The following is a 16,794-nucleotide window of genomic DNA, read 5'->3' as shown; positions in this document are numbered from 1 at the left end:
AGGGTAAGGACATTAATCATATGGAGACACCCTCATGAAAAATTCCAAGTTTGCTGCCCTCGCCCTCACCGGCCTGTTGTCCGCTGCGTCGCTGAGCGCCTTTGCCGCCAGCTCGACCACCGGCCCCACCGATCCAACGCCTGACGCCACCACCGAGTCGCAGAAATCCATGGGCACCGGCCTCGACACCAACGGTGGCGCAGTCATCGACAACAGTGCCGACCCACGCACCAAAGGCAATGACACACAGCGCCAGGCGCCTGCTGCCGTCGGCAACGGCAAAATGGGCCCTGGGGTCAATGAGCCAAAGATCAACAAAGGCGATGACTCGAACGTGCCTGGCGCCCCGAAACAACCTGCGCCGTAATCCATCGAACGCACGATGAACACCCGATCATTTCCCAGTGAAGAGGTACGCATGAACGTCGATAGAAACCTTGAAAAAGAAGTCCTCACCCGCCTGCTGCACGCTCACCCGCAAGGACTGGGCAAGGAGGTGCTGGACAACTACCGCGGCGAAAAAGAGGTCGCCAGTGTCTTGGCGTTCCTGCAGGACCGTGGATTGATCAAGGATGGGCATGTGACCACCGACGACGCCGGTGAATATTCGTTGAACTTGCCGATCAAGCTCACCGCGTCTGGTGTGGATGAGGCGCGCAAGCTGGACGGCCAGGCCAGCCAGTAGCCTTCACGAAAAACCCATGTGGGAGCGGGCTTGCCCGCGAAGGCGGAGGGTCAGTCACTGAATCCTTGACTGAACCACCGCTATCGCGGGCAAGCCCGCTCCCACAGTCCTGAACGGGTTTATTCAGCCACCAGGGCATCGACTTCGGCCGTGCCGGGTGACGTAGCTGGCCCCCACCGCGTCACCGCCAAGGCTGCCGCCGCATTCGCACGGCGCGCCGCTTCAGCAGGCTTCAAGCCTCTGGCCAGGCCCGCTATGAATACCCCCGCATGCGCGTCCCCCGCGCCGTTGCTGTCAACCGCCCGCACCTTGAAGCCGGCCACGTGCTCAACGGCATTCGCTCGCCCTACCCAGCAGCCATTCGGCCCGTCGCGAACCACCAGCAGCGTCTGCGCAGGCAGGTGTTCGCTCAGCGCTGGCAACGCGGCAGCGATATCCGCTGCGCCGGTAAATGCCAGGGCTTCGGGGCCGTTGCTGGTCCAGATATCGATGCGCGGTAACAACGCGCACATCAAGGCCGAGTCCGGCGCCTTCACCAGCGGACCTGGATCGAACACCACCACGATCTCCCGTGGCAGCGCCAGCAGCCAGTCGATCAGCGGTTGTGCCTTGCCCTCCAGCAACAGGCTGTAGCCGCTGACATACACATAGTCGTCAGCCTGCGGTTCAACCTTGGCCAAGTCCTCGGCACTCAGTTCCCCCTCGGCGCCGATGTGGGAAATGAAGGTGCGTTCGGTGGTGGCTTCGGTCAGTGACACGCACAAACCGGTGTCCTTGCCTTCACTGGTCGCCAGGGCCATTTCAATACCCTCGGCCTGCATCGCCGCTCGGGCCAGGTCGCCAAAACGCCCGTTGCCGTGACGCCCCAGGTAGACCACTGGCAGCCCATTACGCCGAGCGGCGGCCATGACATTGAAGCCACCGCCGGCTTCAAAGCTGGCTGATTTCGCCAGCACGTCACCGCCGGTTGCGGGCAAGGTATCGAGGGCCATGACCAAGTCGACGATGACCTGGCCGGTGTGCAGCAATCTAGACATTAGGGCTCTCTACTAAAGCCGGGCGGCGGTCAGCTGCGCCGCCCAGTACCGCATAAATCCCGCCGGCCACCAGGAAGGTGACGATCCAGCCCAGGCCGTTGTGGCCCAGCCACGAGTCGGACAAAGGCCCGGCGAACCAAATGTTTTCGGCGGTGGTGCCGATGGTGGTGAAGCTGAAGCCCAGCACGATCGCCACGGCCCAGGCGCCGAACGCACGCCACTCCACACCGCCGCGATACCAGTAGGCGCTGCTTGGGCTCACGTCCAGCAGGTCCTTGGGGCTGTAGTAGTGACGATGGATCAGGTCGACCACGAAGATGCCGACCCATGCGGTAATCGGTACCGCCAGCAGCGAGATGAACGTGATGAATGGGCCGTAGAAACTGTCGGCGATCAGCATGAAGTAAATCGAGCCGGCGAAGATCGCAACGATGTCGACGATCACCGCATGCACGCGCTTGACCTTCAGGCCGAGGGTCAGGGTGGTGAGGCCCGCCGAATACACCGAGAGGTTGTTGGACAACAGCAGCCCGCCAAACGCGGTGATCAGGTACGGCACCGCCATCCAGGTCGGCAGCATGTCGCGTATCGCGACGATCGGGTCAGTGGCCGAGGCCAGGTCGTTGTTACCCACCGACAGCAGGCCGCCAAGGGTGATCAGCAACACCAGGGGAATGCCCGCACCAAACGCGGCGGATGCCACCAGGCGCACAGCCTTGACGCTGCGGTGCTGGTAGCGCGACATGTCGGCACCGGCGTTGGCCCAGCCGATACCGGTACCGGCCGCCATGGTACCGATGCCGATGATCATCGCGCTGAGCGGTGCCGGCGTGGCGTTGAATACGGCACTCCAATCAATGGTGGCGCAGAGGAAGCCGCCGACCAGGATATTCAAGGCGCCGAACACATAGGTGGCCCACTTCTGGATCACCAGCAAGGTGGCGTGGCCCAGGCCGGATACCGACAAGGTCAGCAGCACAAAGATGGCGATGAAGATCAGGGTGAGCACCGGGGCGCTTTTCGCCTCGACAGGAGACCCGAACAGGATCGAGCACAACGACAGCAGCACGAACGCAGCGGTGGTGGTGTTGACGGTTTCCCAGCCCAGGCGTGACATCAGCGACACCAACGTCGGCCCGATATTGCCGCGCACGCCAAAGATGGCGCGGGACAGGGTCAGGCTGGGCGCACGCCCACGGCGACCCGCGATGGAAATGATGCCCACCACGGCGAAGGAGCCGGCGGCGCCGAGGATCGCGACGATGATCGCCTGCCAGATCGCCAGGCCGCGAAACGCGACCAGTGTCGCCCCGAGCGGCAAGCCGAGGATGCTGATATTGGCCGCGAACCACACCCAGAACAGTTGCAGCGGGTGACCGTTGCACTCGCCTTCAGGAACCGGTTCGATGCCGCGTGTTTCCAATTGCCCGGCGCTCTGGCCGGAAGAAGTCGTGCTCATGAGGGGGTGCTCCAAGTGCCTGTATTGTTGTGGTTGTGGCAGAGAATCAAATCGTTAACGGTCATCCTGACTCGACGCTATCGCATGCGGGAGCGGGCTTGGTTGCGTAGACCCGCCCACCGATGCATAACCGTACACACCGCCTTAGCGGACAAGCCCGCTCCCACATGGGTGCAGGCGGCGCTCATCGAATCGTGAGCAGCCCTTGGACCAGCGGCTGCAAGTCCAGGCCATTGACCTGCTTGACCTGTTCGATCAGCGCTTCGGGCCAGCACTGCATGCCCAGGCACGCACCGAGCATGGCGCCCAGCATCGCCGCGATGGTGTCGGTGTCACCGCCAAGGCTGGCCGCCAGGCACAGCGCCTCGAAGGCATCCATCTCGCCCACCGCCACTTGCTGGGCCAGGGCAAACGACACCACCACCGACTCCTGAGAAGCGACGGAGGTGCCGATCAATTCGTATAACAGGTCGGCGAACAGCGTCTTGTCGCCGCTGCCGACGCTCAAGGTCCGCGCCCAACTGATGCGCGTGGAAATGCGCCCGCCAGCGATCCAGTGACCGTGCCCTTCCGCTTGCTGGGCAACCTGAGTGCCGATGTTCAACGCTTCGCCCAGGTCCACGCCGTTGATACCCGCCGACACCACCGCCGCCACCGCCGCGGCACTGGAAATGCCCAGGGTGGTGTTATGGGTCACCTGGCAGGCCTGGATCACCGCCTGGATAAACTGCACCGGGTCGCTGACATCGGCGGCAATCCCCACCGGGGTGATGCGCATCGCTGCGCCGTTGGTGGTGCCATAGCGGCCGGACTCTTCCGGCGTGTGGCCGGCGAGGATCATGTCGATCGCACGCTTGGTGGAAGGCCCAAGCAAATCCTGCGAGCCCTTGGCGCGCATCACTGCTTCCCAGTCGATCAGGCGCTGGGCCAGGACCGTGGGTTCGATTTTGCCTTGGCCTTCCACCAGCAACTCACCGACCAGGATGGCCTGCTCGGTGTCATCGGTGATGGAGCCGGCAGGCATGTTCGGCGCGATTGGCTGGTCGGCGCCGGCATCTTCCAGGCCAGTGATGGCACCGAAACGCGCGCGGACTTGCTCACGGCTCAGTGACTGGGTGGGCATGCCCAGGGCATCGCCCAATGCCAGGCCGTAGAACGCACCGAGGGCGCGATTGTGCGGGGTCATTTCGAGTTTCCAAACTGGAGGTGCAGACGAAAGTGCAGAGGGTCGAGCAGGCTTTCGACATGCTCCATGAAACGCTCGCGACGGTCATAGGTGGTACGCGATGCCTTCAGAAACACTGTGCCTGCGGGGCGGCCGAGCAGCTCGGCGTCTTCATCGCTGAGAGGTTCCGCGCCGATCCATTGGTCACCTTCGGCACCGACATAACCGTAGGCGGCCAAGGTGATCGTCAGGGAGTTATCGATCAGACCCACGCTCGGCAGGCTTTCCAGGCCTCCGGAGGCTGGCATCAGCGAGCGCTCCAGCGAAACGGCGGTGCCGTCGCTGGTGCGACGACGGCGGTCGAGGGCGATGAATTGGTCGCTGCCGAAGCGGCTGAACAGGTCCGGGCGGGTGACGGCTTCCAGGCGCAGGATGTCGGTGCTCACGCGGGCGCCCGTGTCGGCCAGGGCCTGGGCCCAACCGCTGTGCTGGTCGAGCACCATGCCGTCAAAGGTGACGATGGAGCCGACGCCGCTCTGGGTCGCGATGTAATTGCGTCGCTTGAGTTCGGCGAGGGCTTCGCGCAGGGTGCCTCGGCTGACCGCGAACTCTTCGGCCAGTTGGTGCTCGCCCGGCAGCAGGAAACCGTCGGCCATCACCCCACCCTCGATACGGCGGATGAGCTCGTCGACGACGCGTTTTTTCTTATCAAATCGAACATGTCTAATCATGTACAAATTGATAACCGAAAGCGCCCGTTGACAGCAAGCGAATTATTTCAGGGAGATGAAAAAACCGGCCTCAGGGCTCCAGGCCAATGGGGAAAAACGCTCCACCGCTCCAGACGCCCAGCCAGTTCTGACCATTGATCGGACGGCTCACCGCCAGCTCCACCAATTGGTAGAACGCGTTGCGATGCACCAGGGCTTCGAGGTTGGTGCGCACACGCAGATAAGGCGCAGGTTCCTGGGTGACGGGGTCGATCACCACCCGCAACGGGTGTTCGAGGCCCGCCTCGACCTGCTCATCGACATTGGTGGTAAAGCGCAGCACCTGAGCTTCACCCTGCCCTTCGACTTCCAGGGTAACCGCCACGAACGGCGCATCATCGACGGTGATACCCACCTTTTCCACGGGAGTGACCAGGAAGTAATCATCGCCATCGCGGCGAATGATGTTGGAGAACAACTTGACCATCGGCTTACGCCCGATCGGCGTGCCCTGGTAGAACCACGTACCATCGCGGGCAATACGCATGTCGATGTTGCCGCAGAAGTCCGGGTTCCACAGGTGCACCGGGGCCGGTCCCTTGCCTTTGGGCAGTTGGGCCAGCAGATCGTTGGCCTTGGCGGAATCGGTCATGAGGTTCTCCTGGTGCTTACTGATCACTCATCCCCAGCAGGCCGCGAGCATACTGCGCCAGCGGGCGGGCAATCAGGTCTTCTGGCTTGTTGTCGTGGAACGTCAGTAAACCGCCACGACTGCGAATACGTGCAGTATCAATCAAATACTGGGTGCTGGTCTCGATCAACATGATCTGGATGACACCGCTGTCCAGCCCGACGCGGTCCAGGGCTTCCTGATCGGCCCACTCATCCGCGTTGCCGATGCGGTCATCGGCCTTGGCGAAGCGGCAGTACAGCAGGTAGTGAGCACCCGCCGCCCGGGCTTCAGCCATTGCCTGCTCCAGACCTTCCGGCTGACGGGCGCGGCGCACCATGGGGAAGTATTCGACAAAGCCATTGAAGGCTTCTTCGGCCACCACGTTCGGTCGCGGGTAAGCGCTGCCCGGTGGAACGAAGGCGCCCTGGGCGATAAAGATAAAGGAGTCCGGCTGAACGCGAATCGAGGCGGTACGGCGGGTATCGCTGTGGTCCAGCAAACCGGCATCACTCATCTGATAACGGGTGCCTTCGGCCATATCGCTGACGGTCATGCAACCACTCAGCGTCAACGACGCCAGCAACAAAACCAGACTACGCATCCTAATCCTCCAGAAGCCGGTGACGGAAAACCGGCGAATGGGCGTGAGATGCAGAATCCAGGCCATTCAGCGACGACGCAAAACAAATGTGGGAACGGGCTTGCTCGCTCCCACAGGGAATTATGTTGAGTTCGGAAATCGCGTCAGCCGCCAATGATCTTCATGATGGTGGCGCCGCCAGAGAAGGCGACTTCCTGTTTGTCGCCCAGCGCTTTCATCAACAGGCCCTGCAGCGCTGGCAATGCTTGATGGCGCGGCTTGTCCAGCAGGTCACCGACGTAGTGACGGTTACTCGACGACAGGCAGCCATGCAACCACCCCGTGGACGACAGCCGCAACCGCGAACAGGTACGGCAGAACGGCACGCTTTCGTTGGCGATCACACCAAAGAAGCCCTTGCCCGGCACTTCGTAGCGCACGGCCGTGGCGTCCACGGGGGCATTGGCTTGCAGGTATTCATACTGCTCGCCGATCAACCCGAGCAGTTGCTGCAGGCTGACAAATTGCTGCAGGAACGCATTGGAGTCCTTGGCCAGGTGGCCCATGCGCATCAGCTCGATGAAGCGCAGCTCATAGCCACGCTCCAGGCAATAGTCGAGCAGCGGCATGACCTGGTCGAGGTTCTGCCCGCGCAACGGCACCATGTTGACCTTGATCTTCATCCCGGCATTGCGGGCCTGGTCCATGCCGTCGAGCACAGTGGCCAGGTCACCGCCACGGGCGATGCTGCGGAAAGCGTCCGCATCCAGGGTATCGAGGGAGACGTTGATGCGCTTGATCCCAGCATCCACCAACAGTGGCAGCTTACGTGCCAGCAACTGGCCGTTAGTGGTCAAGCTGATATCACTGAGGCCCATGCCACCCACCGCGCCCATGAAGGCTTCCAGCTTGGGACTGACCAGTGGCTCACCGCCGGTAATGCGCAGACGCTCGATGCCTGCTGCTTCAATCAGGTAAGCCACGCCACGGGCCATGGCCTCGGCCGAGAGTTCGTCCTGGGCAGCCACCAGCCGCTTGCCGTTAGGCACGCAGTAGGTACACGCGTAATTGCAGGCTGAGGTCAGGCTGATCCGCAAATTGCGAAAACGCCTGCCTTGACGATCAACGATCATGGATCACTCCGGCAGAGGATGGTTCGGGCGCGCTAAAAGCTGACTGAAAAATCAGCTTTTAGCAAGAGTCCATGCCTGAGTATATTCCTGGGGTACTACGCGTAGCAGCAAATCATTACGTGGCCGGGGTTTGCGCCGGCGCTGCGTCAGGTGCTGCTGGCTCGCTGCTGTGCTTGCGCTTGTTGCCCATGCGCACGCCGATGTCCATCAGGAACTGGAAGAAACCTTCCTGATCTTCCAGCACATTGCTCCAGAACGGCGAGTGGTACAACGCCACGGCGCCGTGCACCAAGGCCCAGGCAGCGCAGTAGTGGAAATAAGGCGGCACATCTTCAAGCTTGCCTTCACTGATGCGACCCTTGATCAGCAGGGTCAGGCGTTCGAAGTTCGAGGCGCGGATCTTGTGCAGCTCCTCGACCATCTCCGGCACTTGGTGGCCCTTGACCACCTTCTCTTCCAGGCGGTCGAACAAGCGGTAGCGCTGCGGGTCACGCATGCGGAACTCGAAGTAGGCGCGGGACAAGGCTTCCTTGTCCTTGTCGACGTCAGCCGAATGCAACAGCTCGTTCAAGTCGCGCTCGTAGTCGAGCATCAGTCGCAGGTAGATCTCGGCCTTGGACTTAAAGTGCTTGTAGATCGTGCCTTTGCCGATACCCACGGCATCCGCAATCATCTCGACGGTGACGCTGTCTTCACCTTGTTCAAGGAACAGCTTGAGTGCGGTGTCGAGAATTTCCTGCTCACGGCGGCGAAACTCACGGACCTTACGGGGTTCTTTGTGCATGAGGAAGAGGTCTGCAGAGGTCGATATTAGGGAGGGTTGCGCACGGCCACGGATACGTGGCGATACGATTTACCCGATGCGAGGGATTATCCCGACTGAACGGTCGTTGGGCAATGTCTATGTGACCCCATCACGCACTTTACTTTCAATACGCCAACGTTTTGGTGGGTATCAGTCAGAAATAATACGCAACAACTGCACCCGTGCACCTGCCTGATGAGAACTCAAGCGAAGCGCGCGTATTCCAAATCTGTTTAAAAAACGACCAGTCGCGACTGGACTGAATCGGATACTGATCAATACTTGAACTGTCGGCGTGACATCTCCCCCAAGTGAAGCGCCGACCTGGGTACCAACGGACCGTGTGCCCTTGTTTTACTCCTAATGGTCTTAGCCCGGATTCACCCCCCAGAACCCGGGTTTTTTTTGCCTGCGATTTCTTCACTGCGCTCGCGAAGAGCTCACGGACGACGCGCTAAACCGCATGACCCGCGGCATCGTCAACGCCCTTCGCGAGCAGGTCCGCGCCCACATGAGCCAATGGGAACAGGCGCTTGAAGTTCTCGGTGGTCTGCTCGGCAAAGCGCTCGCAGGACTCACCGCGCAGCATCGCCAGGTAATCCGCCACATCACGCACATACTCGGGCAGGTTCGGCTTGCCGCGATGAGGAATGGGCGCCAGGTACGGCGAGTCGGTTTCCACCAGCAGGCGGTCGGCCGGCACTTGGCGCGCGACGTCACGCAGGGCGTCGGCATTGCGGAAAGTGACGATGCCCGACAGGGAAATGTAGAAGCCCAGGTCCAGGGCTGCCTTGGCCATGTCCCAGTCCTCGGTGAAGCAGTGCAACACACCGGCCTGCGGCAGCGCAGCTTCACGCAGCAGCGTCAAGGTGTCGGCGCGCGCGCCACGGGTGTGGACGATCACCGGCTTGCCGGTCTGCTGGGCGGCCTGCAGGTGCAGGCGGAAGGAGGCCTGCTGCAACTCGGCAGCCTCGGGCTCGTAGTGGTAATCCAGGCCGGTCTCACCAATGGCCACCACACGTGGGTGATTGAGTTCGCCCAGCAGCCAGTCAAGGGCCGGGGCTTCACCGGGCTTGAGGTCCAGCGGATGGATACCCACCGAGCAATCCACATCGGCATAACGCTCGGCCAGGGCCTTGACGTCGGCAGCGTTTTCGGCGCTGACGCCGATGCACAGGAAGTGCCCTACCCCACGCTGGCGTGCGGCTTCGAGTGCAGCGTCAAGGGAACCGCCGTGCTGGGCCAGGTCGAGGCGATCAAGGTGGCAATGGGAATCTACAAGCATAGGTATCTACAACTTCAGTCACGAAAAGTGTCTGGCCGACGATACACCCGTCGACCACGGAAATTAACGGCGGCCGAGCAAACCGACCCACTGCACCAGCAGCGCTTCAAGCAGCAGGACGCGGTTGAGGTTGGCCTTGCCGAGCACCTTCTGGCGCTGGGCGAGGATCCAGTCCTGGATCGTGAGCACCTTGTCCTGGGCACTTTTTTGCGCCAGGTATTGCACGACCTTGCGCATATCCGGCAGGCCCAGGCCGTGTTCGTCCTGGGTCAGCTGATAGCGCAGGATCAGGCTCGACCAGTCGCAGAACCAGTCGAACAGCAACAGCAAGGGAATGTCCTTCCAGGCAGTTTCTGCCAGTTGGGTGGCGGACACTTCCTGCTTGATCAATTTCTTCACGCCGTCCACCACCAGCGCGCGTTGCTCACGCACACCCTGGGCTTGCAGCTTCACCGCAGCCAACGGCGAGCCGGCTGCCAGGGTCAGCAGTTCGACGCGCTCGTCCTGGGTGCACTCCGGCAACGCCCGCGCCAGCCACTCAAGGCTCATGGCCTCGCTCGGCAGCGGACACGCCTGCTGCACGCAGCGGCTGCGGATGGTCGGCAACAGCCGGCTGGACTGGTGGCTCACCAGCAACAACACGGTATCGCCGGACGGCTCTTCCAGGCTCTTGAGCAAGGCATTGGCGGCGTTGATGTTCATCGCCTCCACCGGCTCGATCAGTACAACCTTGCGCCCGCCCATCTGCGCGGTTTGCACCACGAAGCTGACGAGGTCACGCACCTGGTCGACCTTGATCGCCTTGTCGGCTTCCTCGGGCTCCAGCAGGTAGTTATCCGGATGGCTGCCGGCCTTGAGCAACAGGCAAGACTTGCACTCGCCGCAGGCTTCCAGGTTAACCGGACGCTGGCACAGCAAGCTGGCCATGAGTCGCTCGGCCAGGTCACGCTTACCGATCCCCACCGGCCCATGCAACAGGTAGGCGTGGGCGTGCTGGGCGCGGCCGGCCAGTTGTTGCCACAGGCTGTCCTGCCAGGGGTAGGCTTCAGCCACGGGCGCGCTCCAGCAGTGTTGGCAACAATGCATCGATGGCTTGCTGCACACGGGCCAGCGGCTGGGCCGCGTCCAGCAGGTGATAACGCGCAGGCTCGGCCGCGGCGCGCTTGAGGAATGCGGTACGCACTGCGTCGAAGAAGGCCTGGCCTTCGAGCTCAAAACGGTCCAGGCGACCACGGGCACTGGCGCGGGCCAGGCCCACTTCCACCGGCAGGTCGAACACCAGGGTCAGGTCAGGGCGCAGGTCGCCTTGCACGAAGGTTTCCAGGGTAGCGATGCGTTCCAGGGACAGGCCCCGACCACCGCCCTGGTAGGCATAGGTGGAGTCGGTGAACCGGTCGCAGATCACCACGGCACCGCGCACCAGGGCCGGGCGAATCACCTCGGCCAAATGCTGGGCGCGCGCGGCGAACACCAGCAGCAGCTCGGTGTCCGGGTTCATCTGCTCTTCACCCGGCGCCAGCAGCACCTCGCGGATACGCTCGGCCAGCGGCGTGCCGCCGGGCTCGCGGGTCAACACCACTTCGATGCCTTCGGTGCGCAAGCGCTCGGCCAGGTAATCGCGGTTGGTGCTTTTGCCGGCGCCTTCGGGGCCTTCCAGGGTAATAAACAAGCCAGTCACAGGCAGTCCTTAGTCAGAATTATTGCGGGCTTTGCGGCGCGGCGGCGTCCGGCGCAGGTTCGGCCGGCTTTTCAACCGGCGCTTGCGAAGGCCCATCGGCAGGTGGCGCGGCATCTCCCGCAGGCTTCACCACCGGTGCCGGGCTGGAGCGGTAATCGGCGCGACGCTTGAGCTGGAACTCACGCACGGCGGCATTATGCGCATCCAGGTCATCGGAGAAAATATGGCTGCCGTCGCCCCGCGCGACAAAATAGAGGCTGCTGCCCGGTACCGGGTTCAGCGCGGCATGGATGGCCTCGCGGCCGACCATGGCGATGGGCGTCGGCGGCAAGCCGGCGACCATGTAGGTGTTGTAGGGGTTGGCTTCCTTGAGGTGGGCGCGGGTCAACTTGCCGTTGTAGCGCTCGCCCAGCCCGTAGATCACCGTCGGGTCAGTCTGCAACAGCATGCCGACCTTCAGGCGCCGCACGAATACGCCGGCGATCTGCCCACGCTCCTCAGGCACGCCGGTCTCCTTCTCCACCAGGGAGGCCATGATCAGCGCTTGATAAGGGTCGGTGTACGGCGCGTCGGCAGCGCGCTTGCTCCACTCCTGGGCGAGTACATCGTCCAGGCGGTTGTAGGCTTTTTTCAGGAACTCGACGTCGGTCATGCCACGCACGAAGCGGTAGGTATCGGGAAAGAATCGCCCTTCGGGAAATACGCCGGGATGACCGAGCTTGTCCATGACGTCGCTGTCACTGAGGCCCGACAGGGTCTGCACGATCTTTTCATGCTTGGCGAGGGCTGCGCGCACCTGGCGGAAGTTCCAGCCTTCGACCAGGGTCAGGCTGTACTGAACCACTTCGCCACGCTGCCACAGGCCGATCAGGCCCTGCGCCGTCATGCCAGGCGTCATGCGGTATTCACCGCTGTGCAATGGCTGACCGTCGAGGTTGAAGCGCCAGTACAGGCGCAGCCAGAAGGCGCCTTCAAGCACACCATCGGCTTCCAGGCGATTGAAAGTGCCGGTAGGGGTCGCCCCTGCCGGTACGTCGAGCAATTGCTCCTGGGCGAGGTTCAAGGGCTGCTTCAAGGCAGCGTCGAACTTCCAGGCCGAATAGCCCAACAGCAAAGCCGCCGAGAACAGACCGATCAGCAGCAGTACAACCAGTTTTCGTATCAACTCAAATTTCCAATAGCGCGCGAACAATGCCCTGCAGTTTACGGGTGAGCGGCCCAACCGACCAGCTCATCGCAGCGTACCCGCGCACCGGCCAAATGCCATAAACGCTGTTGCACACAAAGACTTCGTCGGCTTGCCGCAACTGCTCAAGACCGATGTCGGCCACGGCCACCGGGATGCCCAGGGCGTGTGCCTGGGCCAGAATCTCAGCGCGCATCACCCCGGCGACCCCGCAACGCGTCAGATCAGCGGTTAGTAACAAGCCGTTGCACACCAGGAAAACGTTGCTGAACACCCCTTCGATGACACGACCGGACATGTCCAGCATCAAGCCTTCGGCATGCTCAGCGTCTTGCCATTCGGCACGGGCGATCACCTGTTCCAGGCGATTGAGGTGCTTGAGACCGGCCAGCACTGGCTGCTCGGCCAAGCGAGTGGCACAGGGAAACAGGCGGATGCCGTCGGTTCCATGGGCGTGGGGATAGGTGGCGGGCGGACTGCCCTGCAGAATGCGGCGCACCGGCGCGCCAGGGTTGATGCCATAACCACGCAGGCTGTCGCCACGGGTCAGGATCAATTTGAGGACACCGTCGCCGAGGGCGGCGGCATAAGCCAGCACTTCGCTGCGGATCAATACGTGATCCACAGCCAAGGCGAGCCGCCTGCACCCCTCATCGAGGCGTTGCAGGTGGCGATCGAGCAGCACGGGCTGCCCGGCCCTGACGGCAATGGTCTCGAACAACCCATCGCCATACGCCAGGCCGCGATCCTTCAGGGGCACGTTGTCCTCTGGCTGACCGTCGACCCAGCTGTGCATCACTCCGCGAACCGGCGGAACACCAGGGAACCGTTGGTGCCACCAAAACCGAACGAGTTGGAGATCACCACGTCGATCGGCATGGGTTGCGCTTCGTGCGGCACGAAGTTCAGGTCGCAGCCTTCATCCGGCTCATCCAGGTTGATGGTCGGCGGAGCGACCTGATCCTTGATGGCCATGACGCTGAAGATCGCTTCGACCGCACCCGCCGCGCCCAGCAAGTGGCCGGTCATGGACTTGGTGGAGCTGACCGCCAGCTTGTAGGCGTGCTCGCCGAATACCGACTTGATGGCTTCGGCCTCTGCCAGATCGCCCGTCGGGGTCGACGTGCCATGGGCGTTGATGTACTGCACCTGGTCCGGATTGACCTTGGCATCGCGCAGGGCGTTGGTGATGCAACGCGCAGCGCCGGCACCGTCGGACGGTGGCGAGGTCATGTGGTAGGCGTCGCCGCTCATGCCAAAACCGATCAGCTCGGCGTAGATAGTCGCACCACGCGCCTTGGCGTGCTCCAACTCTTCCAGCACCAAGGCACCGGCACCGTCGGACAGGACGAAACCGTCACGGCCTTTGTCCCACGGACGGCTGGCACGGGTAGGTTCGTCGTTGCGGGTCGACAGCGCGCGGGACGCGCCGAAGCCGCCCATGCCCAGGCCGCAGGCCGCCATTTCGGCACCGCCGGCGATCATCACGTCGGCTTCGTCATAGGCGATGTTGCGCGCCGCCATGCCGATGCAGTGCGTGCCAGTGGTGCACGCCGTGGCAATGGCGTAGTTAGGTCCCTGTGCGCCCAGGTGGATGGACAGGAAACCGGAAATCATATTGATGATCGAGCCGGGCACGAAGAACGGTGAAATTCGACGGGGGCCGGAATCGTGCAACGTGCGGCTGGTTTCTTCGATATTGGTCAAACCGCCAATACCCGAACCCATGGCCACGCCGATGCGGTCACGGTTGGCGTCGGTGACTTCCAGGCCAGCGTTACGCACTGCCTGAAAACCGGCTGCCAGGCCGTATTGAATGAACAGGTCGAGTTTGCGGGATTCTTTGACCGAGAGATATTCCTCGACATTGAAACCCTTTACCGAGCCGCCAAAACGGGTGGAATAGGCAGAAAGGTCCGTGTGTTCAATCAGACCAATACCACTGTGGCCAGCCAGAATGCCCTGCCAACTGCTTGGCACATCCGTGCCCAGTGGCGACAACATACCCATACCGGTGACTACGACGCGTCTACGCGACACAGCACTCTCCTTTTTCTAATGACGACACTTTTGCTTCAGCGCGTACTTTTCATCAGGGCTAAAGAAAAAACCGCACGCCGTTACAGCAGTGCGGTTTTTCCCTGACAGCAAGCGACGACTACAAACTATTACGCCTGGTGGCTAGTAACGTAGTCGATAGCAGCTTGAACAGTAGTGATTTTTTCAGCTTCTTCGTCCGGGATTTCGGTCTCGAATTCCTCTTCCAGAGCCATCACCAGCTCAACGGTGTCAAGGGAATCGGCACCCAGGTCTTCTACGAAGGAAGCAGTGTTGACCACTTCTTCTTCCTTAACGCCCAGTTGCTCGGCGACGATTTTCTTGACGCGCTCTTCGATGGTGCTCATACCTTGTTTAACTCCTAATGGACAAATTCAGGCAGCTGGCCAGTGGGTAAGTGTATAGAAAGCCATTTCAGCTTTTCAACTGAAAGCTTCACCCTGTACCCGGTCGGCCACCTGCCTATAAATTAAGTTGCAGCTTTATAACGGATTTTAGACAGCTCGTATGACATTTTTTTGAAGCGATCCGTCACAATTTAACTCATGTACATCCCGCCGTTCACCGGGATTGTAGCCCCAGTCACGTATGCCGCACCGTCGGATGCCAGGAAAGTGACCACATTCGCGATCTCTTGGGCCTGGCCCAGACGGCCCAGCGGAATCTGCGTCAGCAACGCTTCACGCTGTGCTTCCGGCAGTTCGCGGGTCATATCGGTGTCGATGAACCCTGGGGCCACCGAGTTGACCGTAATGGATCGCGAACCAACCTCACGTGCCAATGCACGGCTGAAACCTTCCAGACCGGCCTTGGCGGAGGCGTAGTTTACTTGGCCTGCGTTGCCCATGGCACCCACTACGGAGCCAATATTGATAATTCGGCCCCAACGCGCCTTGGTCATGCCACGCAAAACGCCCTTGGACAGGCGAAACAGACTGTTCAAGTTGGTGTCGACCACGTCGTACCACTCGTCGTCTTTCATGCGCATCATCAGGTTGTCGCGGGTGATACCGGCGTTATTGACCAGAATCGCCGGCGCGCCGAACTGTGCGGTAATCTCGGCCAGTACGGCAGCCACGGACTCATCGCTGGTCACGTTCAGCTCAAGGCCGGTGCCTTGCACGCCGTTTTCCTTCAGGGTCGCGGCGATCCGCTCGGCGCCCGAGGCGGACGTGGCGGTGCCGATCACAATGGCGCCCTGACGGCCCAGTTCCAGGGCGATGGCCTGGCCAATGCCACGGCTTGCGCCGGTGACCAGTGCAACTTTACCTTGCAGACTCATGCAGGCTTCTCCTTAGTTCGGGGGTCAGGATCAAGAGCTCAGGCCAGCGCTGCGCGCAGCAGCGAAGGCATCCGGCGTATTGAGGTTAGCGGTGGACACACCGTCGGCGCAGCGTTTGTTCAGGCCGGCCAGGACTTTGCCCGGACCGCACTCGACCAGCTCGGTGGCGCCATTGGCCGCCAGGGTCTGGACCGACTCAACCCAGCGTACCGGCTTGTACAGCTGTTCCAGCAGGTCGCGCTTGAGGGTGTCGAGGTCGGCAGCCACGGCGGCACTGACGTTTTGCACCAGCGGGATCTGCGGCGCCTGCCAGTTGACGGCGGCGATGGACTCGGCAAAACGCTCGGCAGCCGGGCGCATCAGCTCGCAGTGCGACGGCACGCTCACCGGCAACGGCAAGGCGCGCTTGGCGCCACGGGCCTTGCAACCCTCGATGGCACGCTCAACGGCAGCCTTCGCACCGGCGATCACCACCTGGCCAGGGGAGTTGAAGTTCACTGCGCTGACGACTTCGCCCTGGGCCGCTTCGGCACAGGCTTCGATCACGACGGCATCGTCCAGGCCCAGGATCGCGGCCATGCCGCCCTGACCGGCCGGAACGGCCTCTTGCATCAGTTGGCCACGACGCTCGACCAGCTTGACCGCTTCACCGAGGGTCAGGCTACCCGCCGCCACCAGGGCGCTGTATTCGCCCAGGCTGTGACCGGCGACGAACGCCGGGCGCGCGCCGCCTTCTGCCAGCCACAAGCGCCACAGGGCGATCGAAGCGGTCAGGATGGCCGGCTGAGTTTTATCGGTTTGGTTGAGTTGCTCTTCCGGCCCCTGCTGGGTCAGTGCCCACAGGTCATAACCCAGGGCGTCGGAAGCTTCCTTGAAGGTGTCCAGGATCAACGGGTATTGCGCGCCCAGCTCGGCCAACATGCCGAGGGACTGCGAACCCTGCCCTGGAAAGACGAATGCGAGGGATGTAGACATGTAACAAGCCCCTAATGATCTGGTCGTCAAAAACGCGCACTCCTACGGTGGGAGCGCACGAAACTGACAGATTGGATGGTCAA

The 16,794-nt window shown here is 62.0% G+C and carries 19 protein-coding genes; 2 read left to right on the top strand and 17 right to left on the bottom strand.

What is annotated here, in order from left to right:
- Positions 1 to 34: 34 nt before the first annotated feature.
- Both CQ002_RS09765 and CQ002_RS09760 read left to right on the top strand, forming a co-directional pair.
- Positions 35 to 367 carry a hypothetical protein gene (locus CQ002_RS09765; protein ID WP_034108326.1) on the top strand — a complete coding sequence of 111 codons (333 nt, stop codon included), beginning with the start codon at positions 35 to 37 and terminating at the stop codon, positions 365 to 367.
- Between the two features lie 51 nt (positions 368 to 418).
- Entirely contained in the window at positions 419 to 685 is a 267-nt protein-coding gene (locus tag CQ002_RS09760) for a hypothetical protein (protein ID WP_034108328.1), read from the top strand.
- A gap of 119 nt (positions 686 to 804) precedes the next feature.
- Here the strand turns inward: CQ002_RS09760 and CQ002_RS09750 are convergent, their stop codons facing one another.
- From CQ002_RS09750 to fabD, 17 genes are all read right to left on the bottom strand, one after another.
- A complete protein-coding gene (locus CQ002_RS09750) occupies positions 805 to 1,722 on the bottom strand; it encodes a PfkB family carbohydrate kinase (protein ID WP_105162744.1) in 918 nt (305 codons plus the stop codon).
- Positions 1,715 to 3,181: a cytosine permease gene (locus CQ002_RS09745; protein WP_025854160.1), complete on the bottom strand. Its 1,467-nt coding sequence runs from the start codon at positions 3,179 to 3,181 to the stop codon at positions 1,715 to 1,717. Before CQ002_RS09745 ends, CQ002_RS09750 begins: the two co-directional genes overlap by 8 nt.
- Positions 3,182 to 3,365: 184 nt before the next feature.
- Positions 3,366 to 4,367: an ADP-ribosylglycohydrolase family protein gene (locus tag CQ002_RS09740; protein WP_098467232.1), complete on the bottom strand. Its 1,002-nt coding sequence runs from the start codon at positions 4,365 to 4,367 to the stop codon at positions 3,366 to 3,368.
- On the bottom strand, positions 4,364 to 5,077 hold the full coding sequence (locus tag CQ002_RS09735; RefSeq protein ID WP_034108335.1) for a GntR family transcriptional regulator: 714 nt from the start codon (positions 5,075 to 5,077) through the stop codon (positions 4,364 to 4,366). Before CQ002_RS09735 ends, CQ002_RS09740 begins: the two co-directional genes overlap by 4 nt.
- A gap of 70 nt (positions 5,078 to 5,147) precedes the next feature.
- Positions 5,148 to 5,708, bottom strand: coding sequence for a DUF1285 domain-containing protein (locus CQ002_RS09730; protein WP_034108337.1), 561 nt, complete (start codon positions 5,706 to 5,708; stop codon positions 5,148 to 5,150).
- 16 nt (positions 5,709 to 5,724) lie between these two features.
- Entirely contained in the window at positions 5,725 to 6,330 is a 606-nt protein-coding gene (locus CQ002_RS09725) for a DUF4823 domain-containing protein (RefSeq protein ID WP_034108340.1), read from the bottom strand.
- Positions 6,331 to 6,473: 143 nt separating this feature from the next.
- On the bottom strand, positions 6,474 to 7,442 hold the full coding sequence (locus tag CQ002_RS09720; protein ID WP_105162745.1) for a GTP 3',8-cyclase MoaA: 969 nt from the start codon (positions 7,440 to 7,442) through the stop codon (positions 6,474 to 6,476).
- Between the two features lie 115 nt (positions 7,443 to 7,557).
- Positions 7,558 to 8,226: a TetR/AcrR family transcriptional regulator gene (locus tag CQ002_RS09715; RefSeq protein ID WP_069078071.1), complete on the bottom strand. Its 669-nt coding sequence runs from the start codon at positions 8,224 to 8,226 to the stop codon at positions 7,558 to 7,560.
- A 475-nt stretch (positions 8,227 to 8,701) separates the two neighbouring features.
- The gene (locus tag CQ002_RS09710; RefSeq protein WP_105162746.1) at positions 8,702 to 9,532 is read right to left on the bottom strand and encodes a TatD family hydrolase; all 831 of its coding nucleotides are present in this window, start codon (positions 9,530 to 9,532) and stop codon (positions 8,702 to 8,704) included.
- A 63-nt stretch (positions 9,533 to 9,595) separates the two neighbouring features.
- Complete coding sequence (locus CQ002_RS09705; RefSeq protein ID WP_105162747.1) at positions 9,596 to 10,585, bottom strand: DNA polymerase III subunit delta'; 990 nt, start codon at positions 10,583 to 10,585, stop codon at positions 9,596 to 9,598.
- The gene (tmk, locus tag CQ002_RS09700) at positions 10,578 to 11,210 is read right to left on the bottom strand and encodes a dTMP kinase (RefSeq protein WP_034108348.1); all 633 of its coding nucleotides are present in this window, start codon (positions 11,208 to 11,210) and stop codon (positions 10,578 to 10,580) included. Before tmk ends, CQ002_RS09705 begins: the two co-directional genes overlap by 8 nt.
- 19 nt (positions 11,211 to 11,229) lie before the next feature.
- Positions 11,230 to 12,375: an endolytic transglycosylase MltG gene (gene mltG / locus CQ002_RS09695; RefSeq protein WP_034108350.1), complete on the bottom strand. Its 1,146-nt coding sequence runs from the start codon at positions 12,373 to 12,375 to the stop codon at positions 11,230 to 11,232.
- 1 nt (position 12,376) lies between these two features.
- On the bottom strand, positions 12,377 to 13,192 hold the full coding sequence (gene pabC, locus CQ002_RS09690; RefSeq protein ID WP_105162748.1) for an aminodeoxychorismate lyase: 816 nt from the start codon (positions 13,190 to 13,192) through the stop codon (positions 12,377 to 12,379).
- Positions 13,192 to 14,436, bottom strand: a complete 1,245-nt coding sequence (gene fabF / locus CQ002_RS09685) for a beta-ketoacyl-ACP synthase II (RefSeq protein WP_034108354.1) — start codon at positions 14,434 to 14,436, stop codon at positions 13,192 to 13,194. Before fabF ends, pabC begins: the two co-directional genes overlap by 1 nt.
- Before the next feature lie 128 nt (positions 14,437 to 14,564).
- Positions 14,565 to 14,801, bottom strand: a complete 237-nt coding sequence (acpP, locus tag CQ002_RS09680; protein WP_003175607.1) for an acyl carrier protein — start codon at positions 14,799 to 14,801, stop codon at positions 14,565 to 14,567.
- A gap of 191 nt (positions 14,802 to 14,992) precedes the next feature.
- Positions 14,993 to 15,736 carry a 3-oxoacyl-ACP reductase FabG gene (gene fabG / locus CQ002_RS09675; protein ID WP_034108356.1) on the bottom strand — a complete coding sequence of 248 codons (744 nt, stop codon included), beginning with the start codon at positions 15,734 to 15,736 and terminating at the stop codon, positions 14,993 to 14,995.
- Positions 15,737 to 15,766: 30 nt separating this feature from the next.
- Positions 15,767 to 16,711, bottom strand: coding sequence for an ACP S-malonyltransferase (fabD, locus tag CQ002_RS09670; protein WP_034108358.1), 945 nt, complete (start codon positions 16,709 to 16,711; stop codon positions 15,767 to 15,769).
- Between the last annotated feature and the right edge of the window lie 83 nt (positions 16,712 to 16,794).

This window comes from Pseudomonas sp. MYb13 (genome assembly GCF_002980075.1).
GTDB classification, from domain to species: Bacteria; Pseudomonadota; Gammaproteobacteria; order Pseudomonadales; family Pseudomonadaceae; genus Aquipseudomonas; species Aquipseudomonas lurida.
This window is presented reverse-complemented; position numbering and strand designations above follow the sequence as displayed.